The organism is Scrofimicrobium canadense, assembly GCF_009696615.1.
In the GTDB taxonomy this organism is placed as follows: Bacteria; Actinomycetota; Actinomycetes; order Actinomycetales; family Actinomycetaceae; genus Scrofimicrobium; species Scrofimicrobium canadense.
In genome coordinates this window covers 96,137-116,458 of the sequence record NZ_VULO01000012.1, presented here as the reverse complement: position 1 = coordinate 116,458, position 20,322 = coordinate 96,137, and the positions used below count along the sequence as shown (strand labels likewise).

Sequence of the window (20,322 nt, the reverse complement as noted above, 5' to 3'; positions counted from 1 at the left end):
AGCACGCCGCCAGCGTTCGTCCTGAGCCAGGATCAAACTCTCCAACAAAAAAGAGAAAAACCCCAACCAAAAACCAAAAAAACAAACGTCAAAAGACACACACTATCAAGTTCACAAACAACACCCCCACTAGGGGATATTCATTGCCAAGAAGCTCTAAACCAGAACTACCGGCGAGGAACCACATTACCAGAACTTTCAGCTCCGGTCCAGTTGACTCTTTATGACTACTGCCACATTCATCAAACTTTATGTGATTGAAGATCACTCCGGAAAACCGGTGTTGATCTGCCGCTTCGATGAAGATCACCGGCGCAACAGAAGATAATATTACGGACGCCAGGGCACCTCGTCAACATGAGAGCACGTGATCCCGCGCACAGCCTAAGATTGTGGCTCTATCTTCTCAAAAACTAGAGTTCCATTGTCGCCTTCTAGAGTCATAAGGCTTCCCTTAATGGAACCTTTAGTCACTCCGTCTAAGGTTTGCATGAATGCGGATTCTGCTTTCATCACTGGTTCCTCGCATGCCATCAGAGTGAGAGCACCTCCCGCCTCCGGCAACGTAACGGCGCCATTTTCACTTACTTCCATGGAACTCATGAGATTGTTACACCCACTAGACCCAGTAATCGTGCCGTCTGCGTCGATATCGAGAGTGATCGGATTCGTCGAAACGATGGCAATGTCCCCATCGGGCCCCTTACCTGATTGCAGAGTCCACGATCCGACTGCCTTTTCTTGCGTAAGTGTCGCTGCCGACCCACCACAACCAACAATCGACATTCCCACGAGTGCGGCGACTACGCCACCAACATACATGCGCTTCATTTTTTCCTCTCACCGTCTTTAGCCGAGGATTGTCGTCTCCCCTTGTAAGTCACGATAGACCCGATCCCGAGCATTCACATCTGGAAGCAATGCTTTAGCAACAACGTCAGAGAGATAGACCAGATCAGTCTCACTATCGAAATCGGCCCATTGGTTCAGCGCACCACCGATGCCACCCAACACTGCGCACGTCACTGTTCGGGCTTCCCATTCCCCTACGCCTCGACCAGCCAGAGCACCTGCGATGCGGTGCATGAGCGCCGAATTGGGGCCAAACATTTCTGAGCCTAAACCATCAGAATTAGCTACTACCAACAGGTGACGACGCACTTTGTCACGGGACCGCCCATCGACAACTCTAATGAACTTCAAAAATGTCCAACAGAGGCACTCCAGTGCACCCATATGCAACGGTGCAGAGCTAACTAGGCGAATTAGCAGTGGGATGTCAATGTCACTGATCAACACATGAGCTCGCGTCGGAAAATTGCGAAAAAATGTCATATGGGAAACGCCAGCAGATTTGGCAATCTGCGCAACCGTTGTGTTGTCGTACCCTTGAGCTTCGAAAAGAGCATAAGCCTCAGCACTAATGTGACGGCGAGTTTGTTCTCTCTTACTCAGTCCCATAGTGACTCCTAGCTGAGCTTACAGGACCTGTAAGCGCGTATAATTCCTTACCCCAAGTCTAACTACCTAAATAGGCCCAGCAACTCAGAGGTAGCAGATAACCATAGAATTCGCCGGAAACACGCCACTAAGCCAGTATAAGTATTTCGTCCTATTGAGCGCGGCGTGATTCCAAAACAGCGTTTAGGTCGAACGTGAAGGTGGCGGGCGCGGGCTCACTCTCTTGTGGAAGTCGAGAGGCTGCCACAGGGCGTCCTGGGACTGCCTGGACAACAGGAATTCCGCGTAAATCCGTATCAGCATGTACCGACCTACGTTGCACTTTCTCTTTCGTGAGATAGGTAGGTTGAGGAAGCTGCTGGACATCCCAAGTACGTTGATCTGGCACTGTCTTGACCTGTGTCAGTTCCTCATCAGTGCGCTCTGAACGTACCCCATCGTCTCCCTCGACGGAAGAGATTTCGGCTATTGGTTCGGATAAGGTGATAGTTGATTCAACAACGTTCTTTTCTATTTCATCACGACGCGTCTTTATTTCCTCACCACGGGGTCGCTTACTGGGTGTTTCAACGCTCCCTGATACCCTACGAGTCAATGCTTCCAGCCGTTGCAGTTCATCGGAATCAGCTTTTTCGTTGCTGATAGCTGCCATCCGTGACGCGACAATATTTCCTGCGAGAAGGACCCCGGGCAATAGAAGGAACCACCAAGAAAGCACCGAAAACGCTCCGAGTATGGTAAATAGAACAACGAGACCAACACTGAAGCAGAAGGTAACAAACCTTCTGCGGCCAGCGGCAGCAGCGGAAGAAATCCGTGCAGCTCGTTTCGCACGCAGCGTCGCCAACTCTCTAGCTGCAGCGGCGTCAAGCCTGCGAAGCCTCGCACCTGGACTCACTGGTCTCTGCGGAACTTTGGTAGCCACATCCGTTCCTTCCCTCTGTGGTGACGGTAGCAGGATCGGAGCTGAATGATACCCCCGACTCGCGGAGCCCTGTCTATTCTCACCCTGGGGAGTGACCACACGCATTGCCCTGGAAAACCGGTCCCCCTCCCGCGACAGCATTACTGCTCGACGCTTAGAGGCCAGCATCGGAGTGAGGTACAACCCCAATACGACACACAGCGCTAAAAGCGTCAACCCAGCAATACTCACGTAAATAGAGTATTGGTTTACTACGCAAGCTGGGGGAAGCCACGCGGGTGTTTACTGTCTCTTCCTACGCAGTCTCTCTACGAGAGGCTCTTGCTGAAGCATTTCACGGTCGACACTAAAACCAACGTGGTCACGCCACTGACCACCAATACACATAAAACGTGGTTTAAGACCTTCGCGGCGCAGCCCAATACTGTGACAGAGCCGCAAGGACGGCTCATTTTCTGGGCGAACGTTTATCTCCAGACGGTGTAGACCTAACTGCAAAAGCGCCATGTCGATAACTGCGGCTACCGCAAGTGACGTGATGCCTTGCCGCGCCCACTGTTCGCCTATCCAATAACCCAGGACGCCTTGGCTCATAGCACCGTGTTGCACACCAGCAATCGAAATAGTCCCAGCAGCCTCTTCATCGGCTTCAATCACCATGTAGAGACCCAGAGAATCTCGCATCTGTTTTTCACAACGACGTTGGTATCCCCCCATACCGGGCAGACGCTCTGTAGAGCCTGGCGGCAAAGTTGCTTCCCACGGGGAGAGCCATGCGCGATTGGCTCTCCGCACGGATTCGATGGCTAGATAGTCACGACCGATAGCAGGCCTGACTACCAAGTGATCAACAGGTGTCCCTGGCTTGAGGTCACTACCAGAGAACTCGACCGCGAGGTGCTCAGGATCGTGACCCCATATCTGGGGTTTGGCGCCAAAAAATCCCATCAGTCCAACACCAAACAGCGCAATGCGTCCCCTGCCTGCACATTGGTGACGTCTTCGGGAACAACAGCGAGAGCATTTGATTCAGCTAGGGCAGAAAGCCATAATGCTTCGGGCGTTCCCATCACCTTAGCCGTGTAGCCGTTTTGTGGGCCACCCGATAATCGGACACGAACAAATTCCCTGCGCCCTCTGGGTGAATACCACGCCCTATCGACACGGGCTGAAACCGTGGGTCGAGAAAGATTCGTCCATCCCTGCATCCTCCGCAATGCAGGTCTGACATACACCTCGAAACAGACATTTGCTGATACAGGATCTCCAGGCAGGCAAAATATAGGAGTTCCCGATCCAACAACTCCTACGCCAAGAATATGGCCTGGCCACGCAGCTACTCCGTCGAATCGCACAGTCCCCAGGCCACTAAGTACCTCACGAACCGTATCACCCGATCCGAAAGAGATCCCTCCCGTAGTGATAATCAGGTCTGCACGAACCAATTGGTCTTCGATAGTCTCTGAGAGGATCCTATGGGAGTCTGGAACTGCGGCGACTCGGAAGACTTCTGCGCCCGCATCGGCAATTGCGGTAGACAGAGCATGCCCGTTGGCATCAAAAACTGTGCCCGGCCGAGCTTCATGCCCAGGTTCGACCAGTTCATCGCCAATCGAAATAATCACTACACGCGGACGAGGGTGCACGGTTACTCGAGAGCGCCCCACGCCAGCTAAAAGAGCAACCTGGCGGGAGCCAACACGCGTGCCTTTACGTAAGACGGTTGCTCCCTGACTCACGTCCTCGGCTCGTCTTCGAATGTTCTCGCCAACACCTGGTGCCGTACCGATAGCAACATTTGCGACTCCATTATCGGTAAATTCCAGAGCAATAACTGCATCAGCGCCTTCTGGAATTGGCGCGCCCGAAGCAATACGAATTGCTGAGCCAGGAACCAAAACGATTGGATTAATATCCCCAGCGCACACTTCTGCAACAACGGGTAGCAAAATGGGTGCGCCCGCCCGAGCATTGACAAGATCGCTACTGCGAACCGCATACCCGTCACACATAGATAGATCTGCAACTGGAACATCGAAGGGTGCTTGCACGTCTTCAGCCAGAACGCACCCCACCGCGTCAGCCAGGAGGACGTCAAGCGGCGGCTGCTGTACCGCGTGGTCCAAACAGTCTTGATAGAACTCGGTAACACTGCGCATGGTTCCAGTCTGGCAGAGCAAGCGCTCAGTGTCATATGCCTGGCATAGAGTGGAAGGGTGACTGATGATACAGATAGTAAAGACCGGTGGCGCCGAGTACTGCGAGCGCGGCGTCGCATTCGCGTGCTACGAGGAGATACGCCAGCGATCTCAACATCGGTTGCGCGGCTGGTAGCCTCGCTGGGTGCCCACCATGTCGCCTCATACGTACCGATGCCGGACGAACCGATTCCTGGAGTGGACGCGGAATTTTTACCTCGGCTATTTTCGGCCGACGGCCCGCTTCCTATTGGGAGCTGGGGAACTGGGCCTTTAGAATCGCCTCGCCCTCAATGGCCGTCGCAGCCTCAGCATCCCACCGATGTCCTAGGCGCAGACCTGGTTCTTGTGCCTGCTCTTGCCGTGGATATTTCAGGGGTACGCCTGGGAAAAGGCGGGGGATGGTACGACCGTACTTTGGGTGAGTTTTCTGCTCCCATCTATGCCGTGGTCTGGGCTGACGAGGTGTATCCACCACACACTTTGCCCCGTGCCCCCCATGACTACCCCCTTGACGGTTGCGTAACAGAAGAGGGGATTCATTCTTTCCACATGTGAAGGAACGCCGGTTTTCCACAATCTGCCAGAACGGTATTGTGCCCAGGTCAAGTGCGCTCACATACTGGCTCCATGAAACCCCATTGGAAAGAAGCCGCCTGGCAACTGCGCACCGCCTTTGTTGGAATAGCCGTGACAGTTGTCTTGGTGTTGACCATTTTGGCAATCCGTGGCAATTCAGAGACTGTCACCGCTTGGGTAAATGAACGCGACATATCGGAGGGCCAGACTGTTGCCGATGCCAGTCCGACACCAGTGGCGCTTCCACCAGGTGCCATTCCAGCAAGTGCACTCACCGATCCTGGTGATGTGAGCCAAGCCCGCTTTGCATTGCCTCTGGAGGCAGGCACAGTGCTCACTGAAAGACAACTGTTGGGTTCGCCGCTGTCACGCAGTCTAGGCTCTGACGAAGTGGTTATCACACTGCCCATTCCGCCCTCCCCCGCGCGCACTTTGCAAGTGGGCGATAGCATCGACCTATGGGGCACCAGCCCCGATTGTGTGGAGGTCACATGTGCTCCTTCGCTTCTTGCGGAAGCAGCGCGCATCGTGGACATCACACAATATGATGGAGCTGACTGGGGCGAGACGGAACATACGGGGATAACTGTGATACTCAATCGTCAGCACGTGGGTGCTGCTTTAGGTGCTGTATCACAAGATACTTTGCATTGCGTCCTGCGCCGGCCACAAGACTTGGAGGGGTAGCCCATGCTTAGCGGGTTTAAGGAGTTTATTGCACGTGGCAATGCCATTGACTTGGCCGTCGGCGTCATTATTGGTGCAGCTTTTACATCTGTTGTTGATGCAATAGTCAATAGTGTTTTCAATCCACTTATTGGCGCTCTTTTCGGCCAACCGAATTTTGACAGTCTTCTCAGCTTTGAAATTCAAGGCTTTGGAGAGCCTGCGGTGGTGAGTTTCGGGGCTGTGCTTTCGGCTCTTCTCAACTTCCTCATCGTCGCTATCGCACTCTACTTCTGTATCGTGCTGCCGCTGAACAAGCTAGCCGAGATACGAGCCGCAAAAGATGAAGACCCAGAAGAAGAGGAACTCTCGCAGGAGGCGGCTTTACTGGTGGAAATCCGCGATGCTCTTCAGAGATCTGCCAAAGAGTAGCCCGAGCAACGCTATTACCTAGAAGTCAGGCTCCCTCCAATGAGGGGGCCTTTCTTCTAATAGCCGTCGATCATTGTCAGTTTCTTTGTTGGTATCACTCTGGGGAGATTCTGACCAGGAAGGCAATCCCATGTCTAGCCTCTTCTGGTCAACTCGACTTATTTTCTTGACGAGGCGACGCCTAGGAGCGGTTGTCATTGTGCTGTTTCCGGCATCGTTTTATGACGTTGGATAGGACCGCATCAATCTGTGGTCCATGTCTGCCCAGTTCTAACGCCAGGCGCAGTTCTTCTACGGCCTCTTTATCACTGAGGTCTGCGGAAGAGAGAACCCAGTGTGCCATTTCATCAAGCTGGTCGTCTCCATATGCGGCCAGCGGCAAACCTGGAGCAATTGCCGGACGTATACCGCGCGTCTGAGATGTCTCTTGTCGATCGCGGACCGGCTGCTGAGATGGCGGTTCTTCTGCGTGAGTTTCCTCAGGTTCAGCATCTTCTGATGTCGGTTGAAGAATGCCCGTAACATCATCCTCAAAAACAGTCATTACTGTTCCTGTAGGGGCGTTATCAAAGAGGCTGTCAGTTTCTATAAGCTGGTCTTCAGGAACTTCTGTTGTATCGGCGCCACGCTGTTCATCGACAGCATCCAGCACCAATCGCACAATAGCTTCGGCTTCACGGTTGGGATCAATGAATACCGCCATTGACAGTTCTCTACGAACCTTCCACCCCTGGGATTCAAGAATCTGAGGTATCAGCCGATCCCGAACCCGTTGAGAAGGCTCATTCAAATACTCGTCGTCATCAGTGAGAATAGCGACCAAGAGTTGACCTGGTGCTTCTGGATGTCCAATTGCTAGAGGGATACGCATCCCTCCCTGGAATCCAAGGTTCGGAACTACATCGAGTCCAAGCCGATAGAGTCTCTCAGCTAAGTCCACCAAAAGGTGGTCGGGGGCCGCTTCCGTTGTCGGCCACTGTCCCGCGGATTCTTCCCCTTCACCCAATCTCAAGAGGGCCCTCAGCATCCTTGCACCTGGCTGTCGCAGACGTTCAGGATCGAGTTCGTCCGCTGACATCGCTGAGACCACAGTGAGGTCTCCCCGAGCACCGTGCAGTGCCTTCGCAAGAAGCAACTCGCCTCCCGGTTGGGAGTAGGGACCAAAATCGTGGATAACTCGACCGTGCGGGGTCTTTGCATATCCGACGGCTACGAGAAGATGGTCGGGCTGAATATCCTCCGCCTCGTCAACACTGAGAACCGGAACTTCCTGGGGGAATTCCTCAGGCGAACGCGAAACAGCACGTCCCAGTGCAGAAATAATACGATCTGCGTGGCGTTCATTGAGCGCCACGACAGCCAGTGATTCTCCTTCACGTTCTCGCGCGTGCTCACGGATAAGTTCGACAATACGGTCGACTTCTGCTGTCGACGACTCGATGGCGTGCTTTCCAGGTGCTGGCATACCGGTGCCCTCGACAACAACGGTGCGCACTGAACTTGCACTATGGCGGCCCGGAACAGACACTGAGTGTCCTGCAACACCAAAGTCGGACAGCAATTGCAAGACACTATTAGTCAGCGGGCGACTGGGACTATCCACCTTCACCGTCGGCAAAATGTCTTCTAGTGCCTGCACAGTAGGAGTATCTACCGATCCCACAACGATCACTTGCCTACCCCGCGCAATAATCGGGATGAGTTCTGCCAACTCTAGTCTCTCAACGCCCGCCAATATGACAGTGTCAACGTGGCGTCCCCAAGGGACCACGTGAGATGCGAGAGTGGGCGCCGTGATCACAATGGGCATCAGTTGCCACGCCATTGGCACCCGCGCATAATACGTTGCCGCGCTGGCAGGTGTGGCAAATGCCTGGCTTGCCTTGACGTAGGCATCAGCTTGAGTAGCTAGTGCCCCGGCCCTCCTGCGCAATATCTTGTGCCGTATGGCAGGTCCTAACGATGCAACTTGTGCCTCATCCAACTCACGTTCTTCAGACAGAGCATTCTGGAGGCTAGCCGGGTCCAAACCGCCCAAGCGTGGTTCTTCAGCCAACATGAGACCCAAAGCTGAAGCCCACCAAGCCAAGTCCAGCTCTAGACTTAGCATTTCGCCGTCTACGCCGCGCTCACGCAGGTCTGCAACCAACTCACCCAAGCCTATTTCGTCAAGCGCCTGGAGTGTCCTCACTCGAGCAGGGAGTTCTCGCGCCCCTTTCGAATCCTCCAACAACGTAGATATGAGTGTGGAGAGATCCTCGACATCCATATCCCACACATCACCGTATGCCGGAGCCAAATAGGGTTCTACAACCTTCAGATCTGCTTGCAAGGTATTGTTCAGTTCCACAAGAGAGTCAAAGTTTGCGGGCAACCTGGGCCAGCTACCCTCTTGGGCAATCTCACGCCACTCTTCACGCCTAGCTTGAGCCAGCATTAACTCTTCATGAAGATCTGGCACATAGCGTCCAGGAATCTGCAAATCTTTCGCTTGTGATACGAGGCGTCGACGTTGAGAACCTCTCATCTGGATCCCGCGTTCTTTGCGCCACTGTTTCGTAGCAGTGGCAATTACCATGTCAGCCGCGGAACGATCAAATATTTCCGGTTGGAAAACATCCAGCGATTCACGAATCCCACCCAGAATGCGGAGTTGATCCGACCACTGCCGCACCGTATAGGGAGTGATGAGTCCCGCCTCGCCAGAGACTGCACTCATCTGCATGCGCGTACGCGGAAGAAGATCCTCATTCAAACGCTCTAATGCGGCCAATGCCTGCTGGACAACCTCAGGGTCAGAAATCTCAACAGCGTTCCACCAACTCTCAGAGGAAGTGGGTGCGAAGACTCCCAATGCAGAAGCCTGCGCCAATAGATCGCGGGCTTGCTGGCCTTGATCAGCGGAGATTGCCGAAAGAACATCAGCAGGGAGCCGCACAGTTGTGCTGGGACCACCGGGGATCGACGTGAGATCGGTCAGTTCTTGCAGGGCATCAACCGCCGAAACGCCCCACTGGGGAAACACTTCGTGCAAAGAACTGGTGTAGTCAGCCAGAGACTCTCGCACGCGGCGCAAACGAGTCCGCATCTCGTTGACGGCATCAGCGTCAAACGTATCAGAGGCATCCATAAGAGCCGTCTTGAGTGCTTCTCTTACCTTTTCCGCGCTCTCACGAGATGACTGAATGACATGCGAGACGTCACTGACTCCCTGGTCCTCCAGACACTGTTGAATCTCCCTACTCAAGACCGGCGACCCCGTGACTACCAGCACCTGGTCACCTGCCCCTGCATGCTCAGCTGCTATCGACGCGGCCACATGAGGTGTTCGCTGTCCGGATGAGCGGATGAGTAACGAGTAGCCTGCGGTTGCCGCCTCGATGACATCTTGCATTGCAGGAGTTTGATCGCCTATCCCCTTTTCGCCCCAGGGGTCACGATCATAGGGATTGGGGTCAGGAAGTGTCACTTCAAGTTCCGCCTTCGCCCCCTGGTCACCAGCTAATGCCCGCGCAACTGGCGAAAGGCTAAGCCACTGTGGAGCACCCAGCTCACGCAGTAAAGCTGAAGTGGGGTGCACAAAAATCCCCAGAGTCAGCGTTTCCAAGACCTCAAGGCCCGGAACGGCGGCCGCAGCTGAACGAATCATTGCGATGCCATCGGTCGGTGAAAATCCAGTGGGAGAACGCACACCATCAAGGAGTTGGGCTGGTTCGATAGGAGCGCCCTGCCTGGCCAGCATATCGAGCAAACTGTTCGATACCTCAACACCAGGTCGCAAATCGAGAGTGATTTCTCCGTCGTCTTCAACCGTGAGCTCAACGGGCCGCAAAATAATTGGAACCCTACGCCTACGCTGTCCCTCCACCCACGTGGCAGAACCAATAGCCAGATGGATTGTCGCTGACCCGTGCTTATCAGTCATTTCCTGAGCTTGGCGGACTATCCCCATCACTGCAGCCGTGGCTTGTGCTAAGTCGACCTGGTCACGCACAAGTGCGGACAGCTTCGTGGGGCGCTCCGCGTAAAGCCGGGCTAAACCAGCCGGGTGCGGACTAGTGAGAAGTACCCTCGCTGGCCGATCTGCCCCTAACTCAGCTCGCACTTTCTTTGCTAACTGAGCGCGCCAAGCACCTGCCACCTCGCGAAATGGTGGGACACTTGCGGGCGCCGGGGACTGACTCGACGTCACCTCATCCAATGAGGTGGGTGCGTCAGGCAATTTCTCACCGCGACCAAAGATGCTAAAGCTCACGTGCCCCACTTTAACCGGCAACGATGGCTGGGGTGTGCAGGCGCGCCTTGGTATGGGCAATCACGGATGTTTTAGCAAGCAACTCAATGTGAGGCCGCCACAGCATGAAAATCTCCGACTGAGGTCCCGCCGCCAGGAGAAAAGAAAACCCTTTCGTATCCCCAGGATGTTGAGTGTCATAGAGAAGTGGGCGCAAACCACCTACTGCAGGAACATCTGATGGTGGAAGTATTGCCGAACAAGTAATCCACCGATCGTCACTGTTGGAATCTTGAAATTTCACGGTAAATGAGGCAGCCATTCGCGATGTGTTAGGTACCGGTAACGGCGCCTTTAACACTTCAGATTCAGTGAGAGTCCCTGCCCTAAGTAACGTTGAAACTACGCCTGCATTACGTTGCCGATGCTTTTGGGTGATGAATCTTCCCCATAAACTCATCAGTGCAAAAAGACTTAGTAGGCCAGGCAACCACCATTGAGCTGAATAGAATATCCACTCTCCAATTCCCCACGGCTCATCGCTGGAAAAAGTAGGATCAACTGCGACGCCAACGGCATCGGGCTGAGTCCACAGCATTGTCGAGAACCACGTTCCCAAGGCAAGCCCTATCAAAATTGGCGTGGCAGGCCCTAGTAACGCGTAATAGTTGGTTCTTCCCGTGTATCGGTGATTCCATTTCCCATATTGGCCTGCAGCAATAATCGAGGCGATTATACCTAGGGGAAGTCCCCATCCCCTCACTGCTACAGGAATTGTCGTGTCCCAATTGCCAAACACGCTGTTGATGTTCATCACCCGAAACTGGTCAAAAACTCCGCCGAATGCAAACCCGATAACACCTGCAGCAAGCATGAGAAATACACCGAGAACAAGTGTTGCAAACAAAGCACTTGGTTTTCCCACGAAAGTTGCATTCTTTCGCGCTTCTGCCTCTTGAGGATCTATTAAACTCACCCCGAAAGCATAGCGCTGTCTCATGCCCCCACGTACGGGGTCATAAAACTGTAAACGGAGCCGTATGCCGCACCGGCAGCTACCACATCGCCCAGGACGCGGAATTTGGAAGCGGAGTCACTCCGGCAACGATCTCAGATAGTTCAATGTGCATGGCGAGGCTTAGCACATTGGTATTCCCCTTGAGGGTTTAATGATGGTAGGTGTTTCAGACGTTGTGGCACGCCACAAAAAGAATAGAAACACCTGCGGGCACAGCCCCACCAAAACACTACGAGCTGTTTTGAAGTGCCCCCGAGACGATTCGAACGTCCGACCTACCGCTTAGGAGGCGGTTGCTCTATCCCCTGAGCTACGAGGGCCTGCTGCCTGATCAGGCAAGCGAGGACTAGCCTAACACGACCTCTACAGTCGATCCCACGCGGTGGTCGGATTGGGACGACGGTCACGGTGACGCGATGGCACCGTCATCACTGGGCATGTCGAGTGGTGCAGCACCGTATTAGACGTCGACCCAAGCAGCATTCCCGCAAAACCGCCACGCCCACGGGTTCCTACAACCACTAGGTCTACCGCGGTGGAGAATTCAGTGAGCAAAGCTGCAGGACTTCCATCTAGAGCATGACGGGCAACTTTCAGCTCCCTGCCTGCAAGAGCCTGTTCAATAGCCGCATCAAGGCCATTATGGATGTCTTCAATGAGGGCTTTACGATCAACAGCAACAGGCATCCACGACATTGCGCCCCCACCGGTCGCAATCGGTACAGCAGTAATCACTGTCAGTTCGGCGCCCCATGCTATTGCCACGTCGACTGCAGTACACAAAGCAGAGGAGGCCACATCGGAACCATCCACGCCGACCACGATTCTTTCAATCGGCATGAAAGGTTTGCCAGAGACGTGTTCAGGCACCATTGCTACTGCACACCGCGCATGAGCTGGCACAGAAGAGGATACTGATCCGAGGAGACGATCGGCTAAGCCTCCACCGCCTCGCGAAGATATAACAAGGAGGTCTGCCTCCGCAGAGAGTTCAGTAAGTACCACACTGGGGTCTCCCACCTGAACAATTTCTTCAACGTCAATGGGGTAGTCCGACACAGATTTCGCGGCTTCACTGACAACTTGTTCCGCTCCAAGCTTCAAAGCGCGGTCGTCAACAAGTGCGAAACCACCGTCGAGTGCGGCTGCGCTGTACGACGCCATCGAGTAAGCGCATACAATGCTGAGCCTGCCACCCAATTTTTCGGCCTGAGCAGCTGCCCATTGGGCTGCCGCAAAAGCGCCTTTAGAACCATCTACGCCGACGATTACTCTTTGAAGAGTCATGTGCACCTCCAGTGTTATACCTCTATTGTGCCCTAGACCACAGAAAAGCGGCACCGATTTCTCGATGCCGCTTCATCTATGCACTATTTTAGGTTAGCCAATACGGGCAAAAGTAGCACCGGGGCGCACATCCGAAACCTGAGATAGAGTTCCGTAATTGAGTGCTTCCACCATTCGACCATTGCCAATGTAAACCGCGATATGTCCTGGATACCAGACCACGTCACCCGGTGCAGCTTCGCTAGAAGGAATAATCGTTCCCATTCCTAGGATGCCCTCAGACTGATGAGGAACGTAAATTCCTACAGCAGCAAAAGCCATCTTGACCAGACCTGAGCAGTCAGCTCCGCTGAGGCTCTCGCCACCCCACGCATAGGGAATGCCGGTGAGGCTCAGCGCGGCTGCAGCCACCGAAGAGTTGTCAACAACGGGAACAGCCGCTGAAACCGCGGTTGTCTCATTTCCGTAGTCTGCCTCATAGGTTGTTTCGTTGGTCTCTTCAACAACCGGTTCTTCAACTACGGGTGCTTCAGCTACTGCTGAAACTTCTTCACCGGAGTCCCAGGTGGTGTCAAGAGAAACAATTGTTCCAGTCCCAGTATCACCTAGGGTGCTCACCAGCTTATCAACGGCTGCATCAACATCCGAGTCAGCAGGAGGTGTCGGCACGGCGTTGGCACCGGCGACCGCTGTGAGAGCCAGTCCAGTGGCAGTCACTGTCGCAGCGCCGCGGGCAGCTACCTTGCCCAGACTGGGCGTGTCGTAAAAATTCGTAATGGGAGTGATTGGGCGATTGGCCAAACGGTGTCTGGCCACATGCTTCACTGTTGTCACTAAGGCATATTCTCCTGTCTAAGCCTACGAAGTTAGCTGTCGGGTTAGGGCCGGAGCGCCCCGTCCTGGTGGACTTCACCCCTGCGAACTTTTTCGCGGTGGTTCCCCCGCTCTGCGTCATTCTTGGAAGCTAGCTCGGGACGCAGACTCGGCTGACGAACTAGCTCCAGCGCTTCCAGTAGGAAGTGCCGAGTAACAAGCTACCACTGTCCGCGACGAAATGTCACGTTTTGGTATCGACACATCGCTATGCGGCCTGCCACTATTAATTCACCACAAAGAAATGCGGAGCTAATTGGGAAGTAAGTCCTATAGAAAGCTCGGGATTATCCGCGACGGAAACTACATAGACATCAGCATCGTGTTGGACTGCCACTGCAGTTCCAACGCCTATTCCACGTTCCTCAAGGTCTTCCAATAGACTGCGTTCGGCCTGAATCGGCTCGCCAATACGAGCAACTGTGAAATTGCTCCCGTCCCGGGCGGCTTCTTCCAGACTCATCTCACCTTCCACCGGATCGCTTGCGCCAGGGATCGGGTTCCCGTACGGATCCACGGTGGGTGAGTTAAGGAGCGAGTTAAGCTTCTCTTCCACCGCATCAGACATGACATGTTCCCAGCGGCATGCCTCTTCATGTGCCAAAGTCCACTCCATGCCAATGACATCCACTAAGAGTCGTTCGGCGAGGCGATGCTTTCGCATCACCTCGATCGCTTTCTTGCGACCTTCCGGTGTCAGTTCGAGACGTCTGTCTCCTCGCACCCACACCAAACCATCGCGTTCCATCCGCGCTACTGTCTGAGACACCGTAGGACCAGAGTGACCTAGCCGCTCAACTATGCGAGCGCGCAACGGAGTCACACCGTCCTCTTCCATTTCGAAGACCGTTTTGAGGTACATCTCCGTGGTGTCGATAAGGTCTATTGAAGCCACCTCAGCCACCCCTTACACAATTATTAATACTGCATTCTGTCATCCACTTTATGTCCTTGGCCGCCAGTTGGTCGCCTCATTGGCTTCGGGCTGAGGCAAGCTACCGTTATCACCATGAATAAGCGCGGTATCCCCCCTCACAGTATTCGACCCCTCGATGGAAGGTTTGGCGCTGGCCCCTCGCTAATCCGAGCCGCACAGCTCAAAAAAATGTCCACTGCGCCTCAGTGGGGAACCAGCCATCGAAAAGCTCCTGTGATGGATATCGTACGATCGATTCAAGAAGGTATTTCTGAGCTCTTTTCGTTACCAGATAGTTACGAAATCGTTTTGGGCAATGGGGGAGCGACGGCATTTTGGTCGATTGCCACAGTCTCACTCATTCGCCAGCGCGCGCAGATGGCGGCTTTTGGGGAATTTGGTTCCAAGTTTGCCGCCGATGCAGCTTCAGCTCCGTGGCTCACGGTAGACGTGAGCGAAGCTCCTGCAGGAAGCGTGGCATTCGTCAACGATGGAGAGGGCGACGTAGGCGCGTATCCCCATAATGAAACTTCGACGGGCGCTACTTCTCCGCTCTATCGGACTGCTCAGGAACTGACTTTGGTCGATGCCACATCAATTGCGGGTGCCAGTGTTGTCGATCTTTCTCTTGTCGATGCCTACTATTTCTCGCCGCAGAAATGCTTTGGCTCTGATGGTGGTCTTTGGGTGGCGATTCTTTCCCCTGCCGCTGTTGAACGGGCTTTCCACCTGGCCGAGGCGACAGACCGCCCTCACCCTGGATTCCTGGACCTCAAGTCGGCTATCGTCGCATCGCGCAAGGCTCAAACAGTTAATACTCCAGCTATCGGCACACTCTTACTGCTCAATGAGCAGGTGCAGTGGATGCTATCCGAGGGAGGGCTTCCTGCAATGGCTTCAAGGGCGCAACAGGGAGCCTCGCTTATCCAAGCATGGGCAGAAAACCGAGATTACGCTTCACTATTCGTTGACAACCCTCAGTGGCGGTCCCCCGTGATCACGACAGTTGATCTGGACGAGTCGATTCCCGTTACAGAACTTGCATCCGCTTTACGTGATGCTGGAATCGTTGATATAGAGGGATACCGAGGATTGGGCCGTAACCAACTGCGGATAGCCAGTTTTCCGTCTATCGCAACCGACGATATTCAAGCGCTTCTTGATTGCCTAGATTGGGTAATCGGCAGGTAATAGATCGGTTGGCTATGCGGGGCGAAAATGTTTACGGCCCCATACGCCAACGATGAGACCCACGATGATACAGGTGATTGCACCAATACCGAGTGACCACCGCGCGCCGAACACCTCACCAACCCACCCGACAATGGGCGCTCCGATCGGTGTGGAGCCCAAGAAAATCATTGAATAAATTGCCATGACGCGGCCGCGCAATTCGGGAGGCGTGGAGAGTTGCACAACCGAGTTCGCTGAAGTAATAAGGGTGAGGGATACCAGCCCCAAGGGAATCGATAGCGCAGCAAACCACCAGTAGCCAGGTGACAGTGCCAATGCACCTTCCATGACTCCGAAGAGGATCGAAGCAATGACTATCATCCTTAATCGTGGGTGGGCTCGGCGCGCGGCAAGAAGCGAACCAGAGAGCGACCCAACAGCCATAAAAGTCCCTAATGCGCCATAGGCATCAGCTTCCATACCGAAAACTTCAGTTGCCATCATTGCCGACGTCATCTGGAAGTTAAGCCCGAATGCGGATACAAACCCCATGATGACCATGACAAAGATGATGTCGGGGCGACCCTTGACATACCGTAAGCCATCGAAAGCGGAGTCTTTTTTTCCAGGAGTTCGCTCTGGTGGAAGATTCAATTCGTCGTGCCGCATCAACTCCAATGTGAGAATTGGGACCATGAAAAGTAGCGCATTGACTAGAAATACTGGTCCGATCCCAATCCAATGGATCACCAGTCCCGAAACCCCAGGTCCAATAAGGCGCGCCAGGTTGAAGGCAGATGATGACAGTCCCACCGCATTGGGGAGTTCCTTTTGCGGGACTAGCTCAGAAACGAATGCTTGACGCGCTGGAGTGTCCATTGCCTGCGCGATACCGCCTCCCAGGGCAAAGGCGTAGACCATCCACAATTCAGCGGTTTCAGTAACAACAAGAATCCCAAGGATTAGCCCCAACAGCCCTGTCACGGATTGAGTCACTTGGAGCAGACGCCGGCGGTCAACACGGTCCGCCAAGATACCGGTCCATGGTGCCAGCAAAAGAAGTGGAAGAAACTGAAGGGCCGTGACGATCCCCACTTGGAAGCCACGGCCATCAGTCAATACGGTGAGAACCAGCCAGTCCTGCGCTACTCTTTGCATCCACGTTCCAGTAGATGCTACAAGATTTCCAGCTATCCATAGCCGAAAGTTGTAATAGCGCAGGGACCGGAAGGTCTTAGACAATGTTCTCCTTTATGCGCCCAAGAGACTCTGGATGGGTCCCAAGGCAAAATAGATCACGAAGAGTACGGACACAATCCACATTAGCGGGTGAATCTTCTTTGCGTGTCCCTTAGCAATCTGAATCACTACATAGGCGATGAATCCTGCCCCAATACCCACCGAAATTGAGTAAGCAAAAGGCATCAATGCGATAGTGAGGAATGCGGGAAGCGCCATGTCTGTGCGGGACCAGTCAATTTCTGTCACCTGCGTCATCATGAGGAAACCGACGAATACCAAAGCAGTTGAGGCTGCCTCGCCCGGTACCAGTGCGACGAGTGGCGAGAAGAAAATTGCCAGCAAGAAGAGAGCTCCCGTGACAACCGATGCGAAGCCAGTACGAGCTCCTTCCCCTACGCCAGCGGTGGACTCCACATAGGCAGTATTAGAAGAGACTCCGCTCAGGCCCCCTGCCATCGCGCCAAGAGAGTCAATGACCAGAATCGACATTGCCCGAGGAGGAACGCCCTCTTTGTCAAGGAGTTTCCCCTCCGAGCCCACTGCCACCATCGTTCCCATGGTGTCGAAGAAATCAGCCAGCATCAATGAGAAGATGAGTAACACTACCGAGAGAATTCCCAGCTTGTTGAAGGCGCCAAAGAAGTCAATAGCACCCAGCGATGAGAAGTCCGGTAGTGAAATTGGTGAGCCTGTAAGCTCAGGAACTGTCTGACCCCAACCGGTGGGGTTGTTCTCATCTTGCAAAGGCACATGCGCAAACAGTTGGATGATGAATGCCACGACTGTCGCAATGACGATTCCTATCAGCAGAGCGCCCGATACTTTGCGCGCGAAAAGAACCATAATCGCAAGCAGCCCGATGAGGAATACGACAGCAGGCCATCCGGCAAGCGACCCATCGATCCCCAGCTGGACGGGGGTTCCACCGGGCCGAATGATTCCCGCGTTAATAAAGCCAACAAAGGCAATAAAGAGCCCGATCCCCACCGAGATTGCCGACTTTAGTTGTCCTGGAACCGCCCGGAAAACTGCCTCACGGAAACCAGTGAGAACAAGCAGCAGGATAACAACGCCCTCCCAGAAAATGAGGCCCATTGCCTCTTGGAAAGTGAGGCCAAGCGCCCCGCAGAGAGAAAACGCAACCATGGCGTTAAGACCCATGCCCGCCGCGAGTGCCATGGGGAAGTTGGCCACGACACCCATTGCGATAGTGAGAACACCTGCAACAAGTGCCGTGCCTGAAACCAAAGCTGGCATGGGAATACCAGCTTGCTCGGCAGCGCCTGAAAGTATGATCGGATTGACGACCAGAATGTAGGCCATCGCGAAGAAGGTGACAAGGCCCCCTCGTACTTCGCGCCCTACGGTGGATCCGCGTTCACTAATGCGGAAGAAACGATCAAGAGCATTATCGCTCTTGGACTGTGTGGTGGTGTTTGCAGTACTCACCCAGGTGAGTCTGTCACTATAGGGCACCAAGTCCAAGCGAGTTTCACAACTATTCCTTTCAGGCGTACCTTCAAGGGAAAGTGATAGAATTACTTTTTAATAACGTAGCTGCTATTCGCGCAGTTCTGTGATCTCAATTTCACTATCATTGATGCGCGAGGGAACTATGGGCCATTGCGGCCTACGTCTCCTGGTATCTGTCTCAGAATGCGCCCCACAAGAATGCTCCAAGGCAACAACCGTGCCATCGTCAGCAGCCCAAGCATTCGCACACACGCCAAAGACCTGTCCCAGTGATCCCCCCATTTTAATAAGGAAGCCACAGGTGCCACACGTAGCCCCTGGCTTCACCCCAGAGGTCGGCCCGCGCTCTGACGCGTACCAACGTTCAGCTGCCTCACTGAGACCGTCTGGGGAAAGGACTCTGGTACGGCCAAAACCCATTTCATCAATGCCGAGGGCATCCATGGTCTCTTCATCTGTCTGCTCAAAGCCAGAGATGAGTCGAGGATCATTGGCGTTGTATGGCAGCACATCGTCACGGCTAACATCGCCGGGAAGCAGACGATCTTCCCAGGGAATCCACGGCGGCGCTAGAAGAGCACCATCACCTGGAACCAAATGAATTTCGCACACTGTTACAGTTTTTGCGCGAGGTGCCCGTGACAAAGATACCTCCCACACCCATCCCGGGTATCCCGGGTCTGCACACTCAAACCGGTGAACTGCTAGCCGCTCAGCTACCATTTCGGCTTGGACGTGCATGCCCACCGATGTTGGTTTGGCGAAGGCCTCCACAGCCTCGCGGGCAGTGTTCTGCGCGTCAAGGAGCACCGCATCTTTGCGCGGAGGGGTTAGCTTAGGCACCAAAATCCTCCGCTACGGCACGCAGCACTTTTGCGATTTGCCGTGAGTTCTCCGGGTATTTCCCGCGGCGCAGCGAATTAGAAGCCGAATCGAGCACCTTAATCAGGTCCTCAACTACAGTCACCAAGTCCTGTGGCTTACGACGATGAACACGCGCTAACGAGGGGGCCTCGACCGGCACTGACACAGAGATAGCCTGGGGGCCTCGGCGCCCCTCAGCAATTCCGTATTCTAGGCGCTGGCCTGCGCGAGGAGCGGGCAACTCAGGAGGAAGCGCCGAGGCGTGCAAAAAAACCTCAACACCGTCGTCTCCGCCGATGAAGCCAAATCCGCGCTCTTCATCGAAGAACTTCACTTTACCGGTTGGCACTTAGCTCACCCTCTCGAATGCAATATACGTCCATGCCATGATAGTCCCTTACCCCCATATTGGCGTACCCCACGCGTCACGCTGCACCGGTTTTTCTCCCACAAGCGAAGCCCATGGCATCAAAGTAGCCGCATTCGAGCTCGCAGTCTCTTCACGTTGCCGACTTGCCGACCACTTCCCAAGCCTCAACTGGGCCATCGACCAGATAGAACATCCGATGTAGTTCGAGGTGTTCGCCAACGGGCCATTGTTCCAGTTGCTCCGGCGAGCGCATGAGCAACTTATTGCGTAAATGCTGCAGTTCATACTCAGCTTGTCCTCGCGTGACGACAATTGACTTTTCTGCGAGTCTGCCTGATGCGATCTTCGAACCGTCGAAATGATAGCCCCGGCTAGTGGCTTCCAGGTGAATTCCCTCTAAGTATGTCCCTATTGCGCTCATCGGATCCAACGATTGTCGAAAACGAATGAGCTGCGGATGATTCCGATACCCTTTGGTATTTCCCAATAGCACGGCTTGAGCTAGGAGTGCCTCACGCCAGCACGCCAGAAGTCCTTGTCTGTCTAAATATCCGGGGGAAATACTCCATAACCGCATACACGTATTCAACCACGGTGTTCATCGACCGTAA

The 20,322-nt window shown here is 54.2% G+C and carries 20 protein-coding genes, 1 tRNA gene and 1 riboswitch; of the genes, 5 read left to right on the top strand and 16 right to left on the bottom strand.

All coding sequences use genetic code 11. The annotated features are described in order from the left end of the window. Positions 1-261 (top strand): hypothetical protein (locus FYJ24_RS12675; RefSeq protein ID WP_206192652.1); only part of this gene is annotated, 261 nt, incomplete at its 5' end. A gap of 123 nt (positions 262-384) precedes the next feature. Here FYJ24_RS12675 and FYJ24_RS10445 read toward each other — a convergent pair. The 5 genes from FYJ24_RS10445 to FYJ24_RS10420 form a co-directional block, all read right to left on the bottom strand. Then, a complete protein-coding gene (locus tag FYJ24_RS10445; RefSeq protein ID WP_154546141.1) occupies positions 385-831 on the bottom strand; it encodes an META domain-containing protein in 447 nt (148 codons plus the stop codon). Between the two features lie 18 nt (positions 832-849). Next, positions 850-1,461, bottom strand: a complete 612-nt coding sequence (locus FYJ24_RS10440; RefSeq protein ID WP_154546139.1) for a TetR/AcrR family transcriptional regulator — start codon at positions 1,459-1,461, stop codon at positions 850-852. Positions 1,462-1,612: 151 nt separating this feature from the next. Then, positions 1,613-2,386, bottom strand: a complete 774-nt coding sequence (locus FYJ24_RS10435) for a hypothetical protein (RefSeq protein WP_154546137.1) — start codon at positions 2,384-2,386, stop codon at positions 1,613-1,615. A 282-nt stretch (positions 2,387-2,668) separates the two neighbouring features. Further along, positions 2,669-3,334: a GNAT family N-acetyltransferase gene (locus tag FYJ24_RS10425; protein WP_154546133.1), complete on the bottom strand. Its 666-nt coding sequence runs from the start codon at positions 3,332-3,334 to the stop codon at positions 2,669-2,671. After that, on the bottom strand, positions 3,334-4,545 hold the full coding sequence (locus FYJ24_RS10420) for a molybdopterin molybdotransferase MoeA (RefSeq protein ID WP_154546131.1): 1,212 nt from the start codon (positions 4,543-4,545) through the stop codon (positions 3,334-3,336). Before FYJ24_RS10420 ends, FYJ24_RS10425 begins: the two co-directional genes overlap by 1 nt. A 57-nt stretch (positions 4,546-4,602) precedes the next feature. Here FYJ24_RS10420 and FYJ24_RS10415 point away from each other — a divergent pair, with 57 nt between their 5' ends. From FYJ24_RS10415 to mscL, 3 genes are all read left to right on the top strand, one after another. Next, complete coding sequence (locus FYJ24_RS10415) at positions 4,603-5,142, top strand: 5-formyltetrahydrofolate cyclo-ligase (RefSeq protein ID WP_318656658.1); 540 nt, start codon at positions 4,603-4,605, stop codon at positions 5,140-5,142. A gap of 72 nt (positions 5,143-5,214) precedes the next feature. Then, positions 5,215-5,850 carry an SAF domain-containing protein gene (locus FYJ24_RS10410; RefSeq protein WP_154546129.1) on the top strand — a complete coding sequence of 212 codons (636 nt, stop codon included), beginning with the start codon at positions 5,215-5,217 and terminating at the stop codon, positions 5,848-5,850. A 3-nt stretch (positions 5,851-5,853) separates the two neighbouring features. After that, positions 5,854-6,261 (top strand): large conductance mechanosensitive channel protein MscL, encoded by a 408-nt coding sequence (gene mscL / locus FYJ24_RS10405; protein WP_154546127.1) that lies wholly within the window; start codon positions 5,854-5,856, stop codon positions 6,259-6,261. Positions 6,262-6,442: 181 nt separating this feature from the next. Here mscL and FYJ24_RS10400 read toward each other — a convergent pair whose 3' ends face one another. From FYJ24_RS10400 to FYJ24_RS10375, 6 genes are all read right to left on the bottom strand, one after another. After that, positions 6,443-10,516, bottom strand: coding sequence for a DUF4011 domain-containing protein (locus FYJ24_RS10400; protein WP_154546125.1), 4,074 nt, complete (start codon positions 10,514-10,516; stop codon positions 6,443-6,445). Between the two features lie 10 nt (positions 10,517-10,526). Further along, positions 10,527-11,471, bottom strand: a complete 945-nt coding sequence (locus tag FYJ24_RS10395) for a hypothetical protein (protein ID WP_206192651.1) — start codon at positions 11,469-11,471, stop codon at positions 10,527-10,529. Between the two features lie 289 nt (positions 11,472-11,760). After that, a tRNA-Arg gene (locus tag FYJ24_RS10390) sits at positions 11,761-11,833 on the bottom strand. A gap of 43 nt (positions 11,834-11,876) precedes the next feature. After that, the gene (locus FYJ24_RS10385) at positions 11,877-12,800 is read right to left on the bottom strand and encodes a universal stress protein (protein ID WP_154546123.1); all 924 of its coding nucleotides are present in this window, start codon (positions 12,798-12,800) and stop codon (positions 11,877-11,879) included. 93 nt (positions 12,801-12,893) lie between these two features. After that, the gene (locus FYJ24_RS10380; protein WP_318656657.1) at positions 12,894-13,634 is read right to left on the bottom strand and encodes a C40 family peptidase; all 741 of its coding nucleotides are present in this window, start codon (positions 13,632-13,634) and stop codon (positions 12,894-12,896) included. A 6-nt stretch (positions 13,635-13,640) separates the two neighbouring features. Beyond that, positions 13,641-13,798: riboswitch (cyclic di-AMP (ydaO/yuaA leader) on the bottom strand. A gap of 101 nt (positions 13,799-13,899) precedes the next feature. Beyond that, entirely contained in the window at positions 13,900-14,535 is a 636-nt protein-coding gene (locus tag FYJ24_RS10375) for a metal-dependent transcriptional regulator (protein WP_154546165.1), read from the bottom strand. Positions 14,536-14,682: 147 nt separating this feature from the next. Here FYJ24_RS10375 and FYJ24_RS10370 point away from each other — a divergent pair, with 147 nt between their 5' ends. Next, on the top strand, positions 14,683-15,780 hold the full coding sequence (locus tag FYJ24_RS10370) for a phosphoserine transaminase (RefSeq protein ID WP_154546121.1): 1,098 nt from the start codon (positions 14,683-14,685) through the stop codon (positions 15,778-15,780). A 12-nt stretch (positions 15,781-15,792) separates the two neighbouring features. On the opposite strand, the gene FYJ24_RS10365 is transcribed toward FYJ24_RS10370, so the two are convergent. The 5 genes from FYJ24_RS10365 to FYJ24_RS10345 all read right to left on the bottom strand — a co-directional run bounded on the left by FYJ24_RS10365 (position 15,793) and on the right by FYJ24_RS10345 (position 20,288). Beyond that, the gene (locus FYJ24_RS10365) at positions 15,793-17,004 is read right to left on the bottom strand and encodes an MFS transporter (protein ID WP_154546119.1); all 1,212 of its coding nucleotides are present in this window, start codon (positions 17,002-17,004) and stop codon (positions 15,793-15,795) included. 9 nt (positions 17,005-17,013) lie between these two features. Further along, on the bottom strand, positions 17,014-18,453 hold the full coding sequence (locus tag FYJ24_RS10360; RefSeq protein WP_318656655.1) for an NCS2 family permease: 1,440 nt from the start codon (positions 18,451-18,453) through the stop codon (positions 17,014-17,016). Between the two features lie 111 nt (positions 18,454-18,564). Continuing rightward, on the bottom strand, positions 18,565-19,320 hold the full coding sequence (locus FYJ24_RS10355) for a DUF3027 domain-containing protein (RefSeq protein ID WP_318656654.1): 756 nt from the start codon (positions 19,318-19,320) through the stop codon (positions 18,565-18,567). Further along, complete coding sequence (locus FYJ24_RS10350) at positions 19,313-19,690, bottom strand: cold-shock protein (RefSeq protein ID WP_318656653.1); 378 nt, start codon at positions 19,688-19,690, stop codon at positions 19,313-19,315. The genes FYJ24_RS10355 and FYJ24_RS10350 overlap by 8 nt, the downstream gene beginning before the upstream one ends. A 151-nt stretch (positions 19,691-19,841) precedes the next feature. Next, positions 19,842-20,288 (bottom strand): pyrimidine dimer DNA glycosylase/endonuclease V, encoded by a 447-nt coding sequence (locus FYJ24_RS10345; RefSeq protein ID WP_154546117.1) that lies wholly within the window; start codon positions 20,286-20,288, stop codon positions 19,842-19,844. Between the last annotated feature and the right edge of the window lie 34 nt (positions 20,289-20,322).

Bases quoted from the DNA above. Each gene is read 5' to 3' on its own strand.
- mscL (WP_154546127.1), top strand. From the start codon at position 5,854: ATGCTTAGCGGGTTTAAGGAGTTTATTGCACGTGGCAATGCCATTGAC.
- FYJ24_RS10445 (WP_154546141.1), bottom strand. From the start codon at position 831: ATGAAGCGCATGTATGTTGGTGGCGTAGTCGCCGCACTCGTGGGAATG.
- FYJ24_RS10375 (WP_154546165.1), bottom strand. From the start codon at position 14,535: ATGTACCTCAAAACGGTCTTCGAAATGGAAGAGGACGGTGTGACTCCG.
- FYJ24_RS10410 (WP_154546129.1), top strand. From the start codon at position 5,215: ATGAAACCCCATTGGAAAGAAGCCGCCTGGCAACTGCGCACCGCCTTT.
- FYJ24_RS10370 (WP_154546121.1), top strand. From the start codon at position 14,683: ATGAATAAGCGCGGTATCCCCCCTCACAGTATTCGACCCCTCGATGGA.
- FYJ24_RS10385 (WP_154546123.1), bottom strand. From the start codon at position 12,800: ATGACTCTTCAAAGAGTAATCGTCGGCGTAGATGGTTCTAAAGGCGCT.
- FYJ24_RS10425 (WP_154546133.1), bottom strand. From the start codon at position 3,334: ATGGGATTTTTTGGCGCCAAACCCCAGATATGGGGTCACGATCCTGAG.
- FYJ24_RS10440 (WP_154546139.1), bottom strand. From the start codon at position 1,461: ATGGGACTGAGTAAGAGAGAACAAACTCGCCGTCACATTAGTGCTGAG.
- FYJ24_RS10420 (WP_154546131.1), bottom strand. From the start codon at position 4,545: ATGCGCAGTGTTACCGAGTTCTATCAAGACTGTTTGGACCACGCGGTA.
- FYJ24_RS10345 (WP_154546117.1), bottom strand. From the start codon at position 20,288: ATGCGGTTATGGAGTATTTCCCCCGGATATTTAGACAGACAAGGACTT.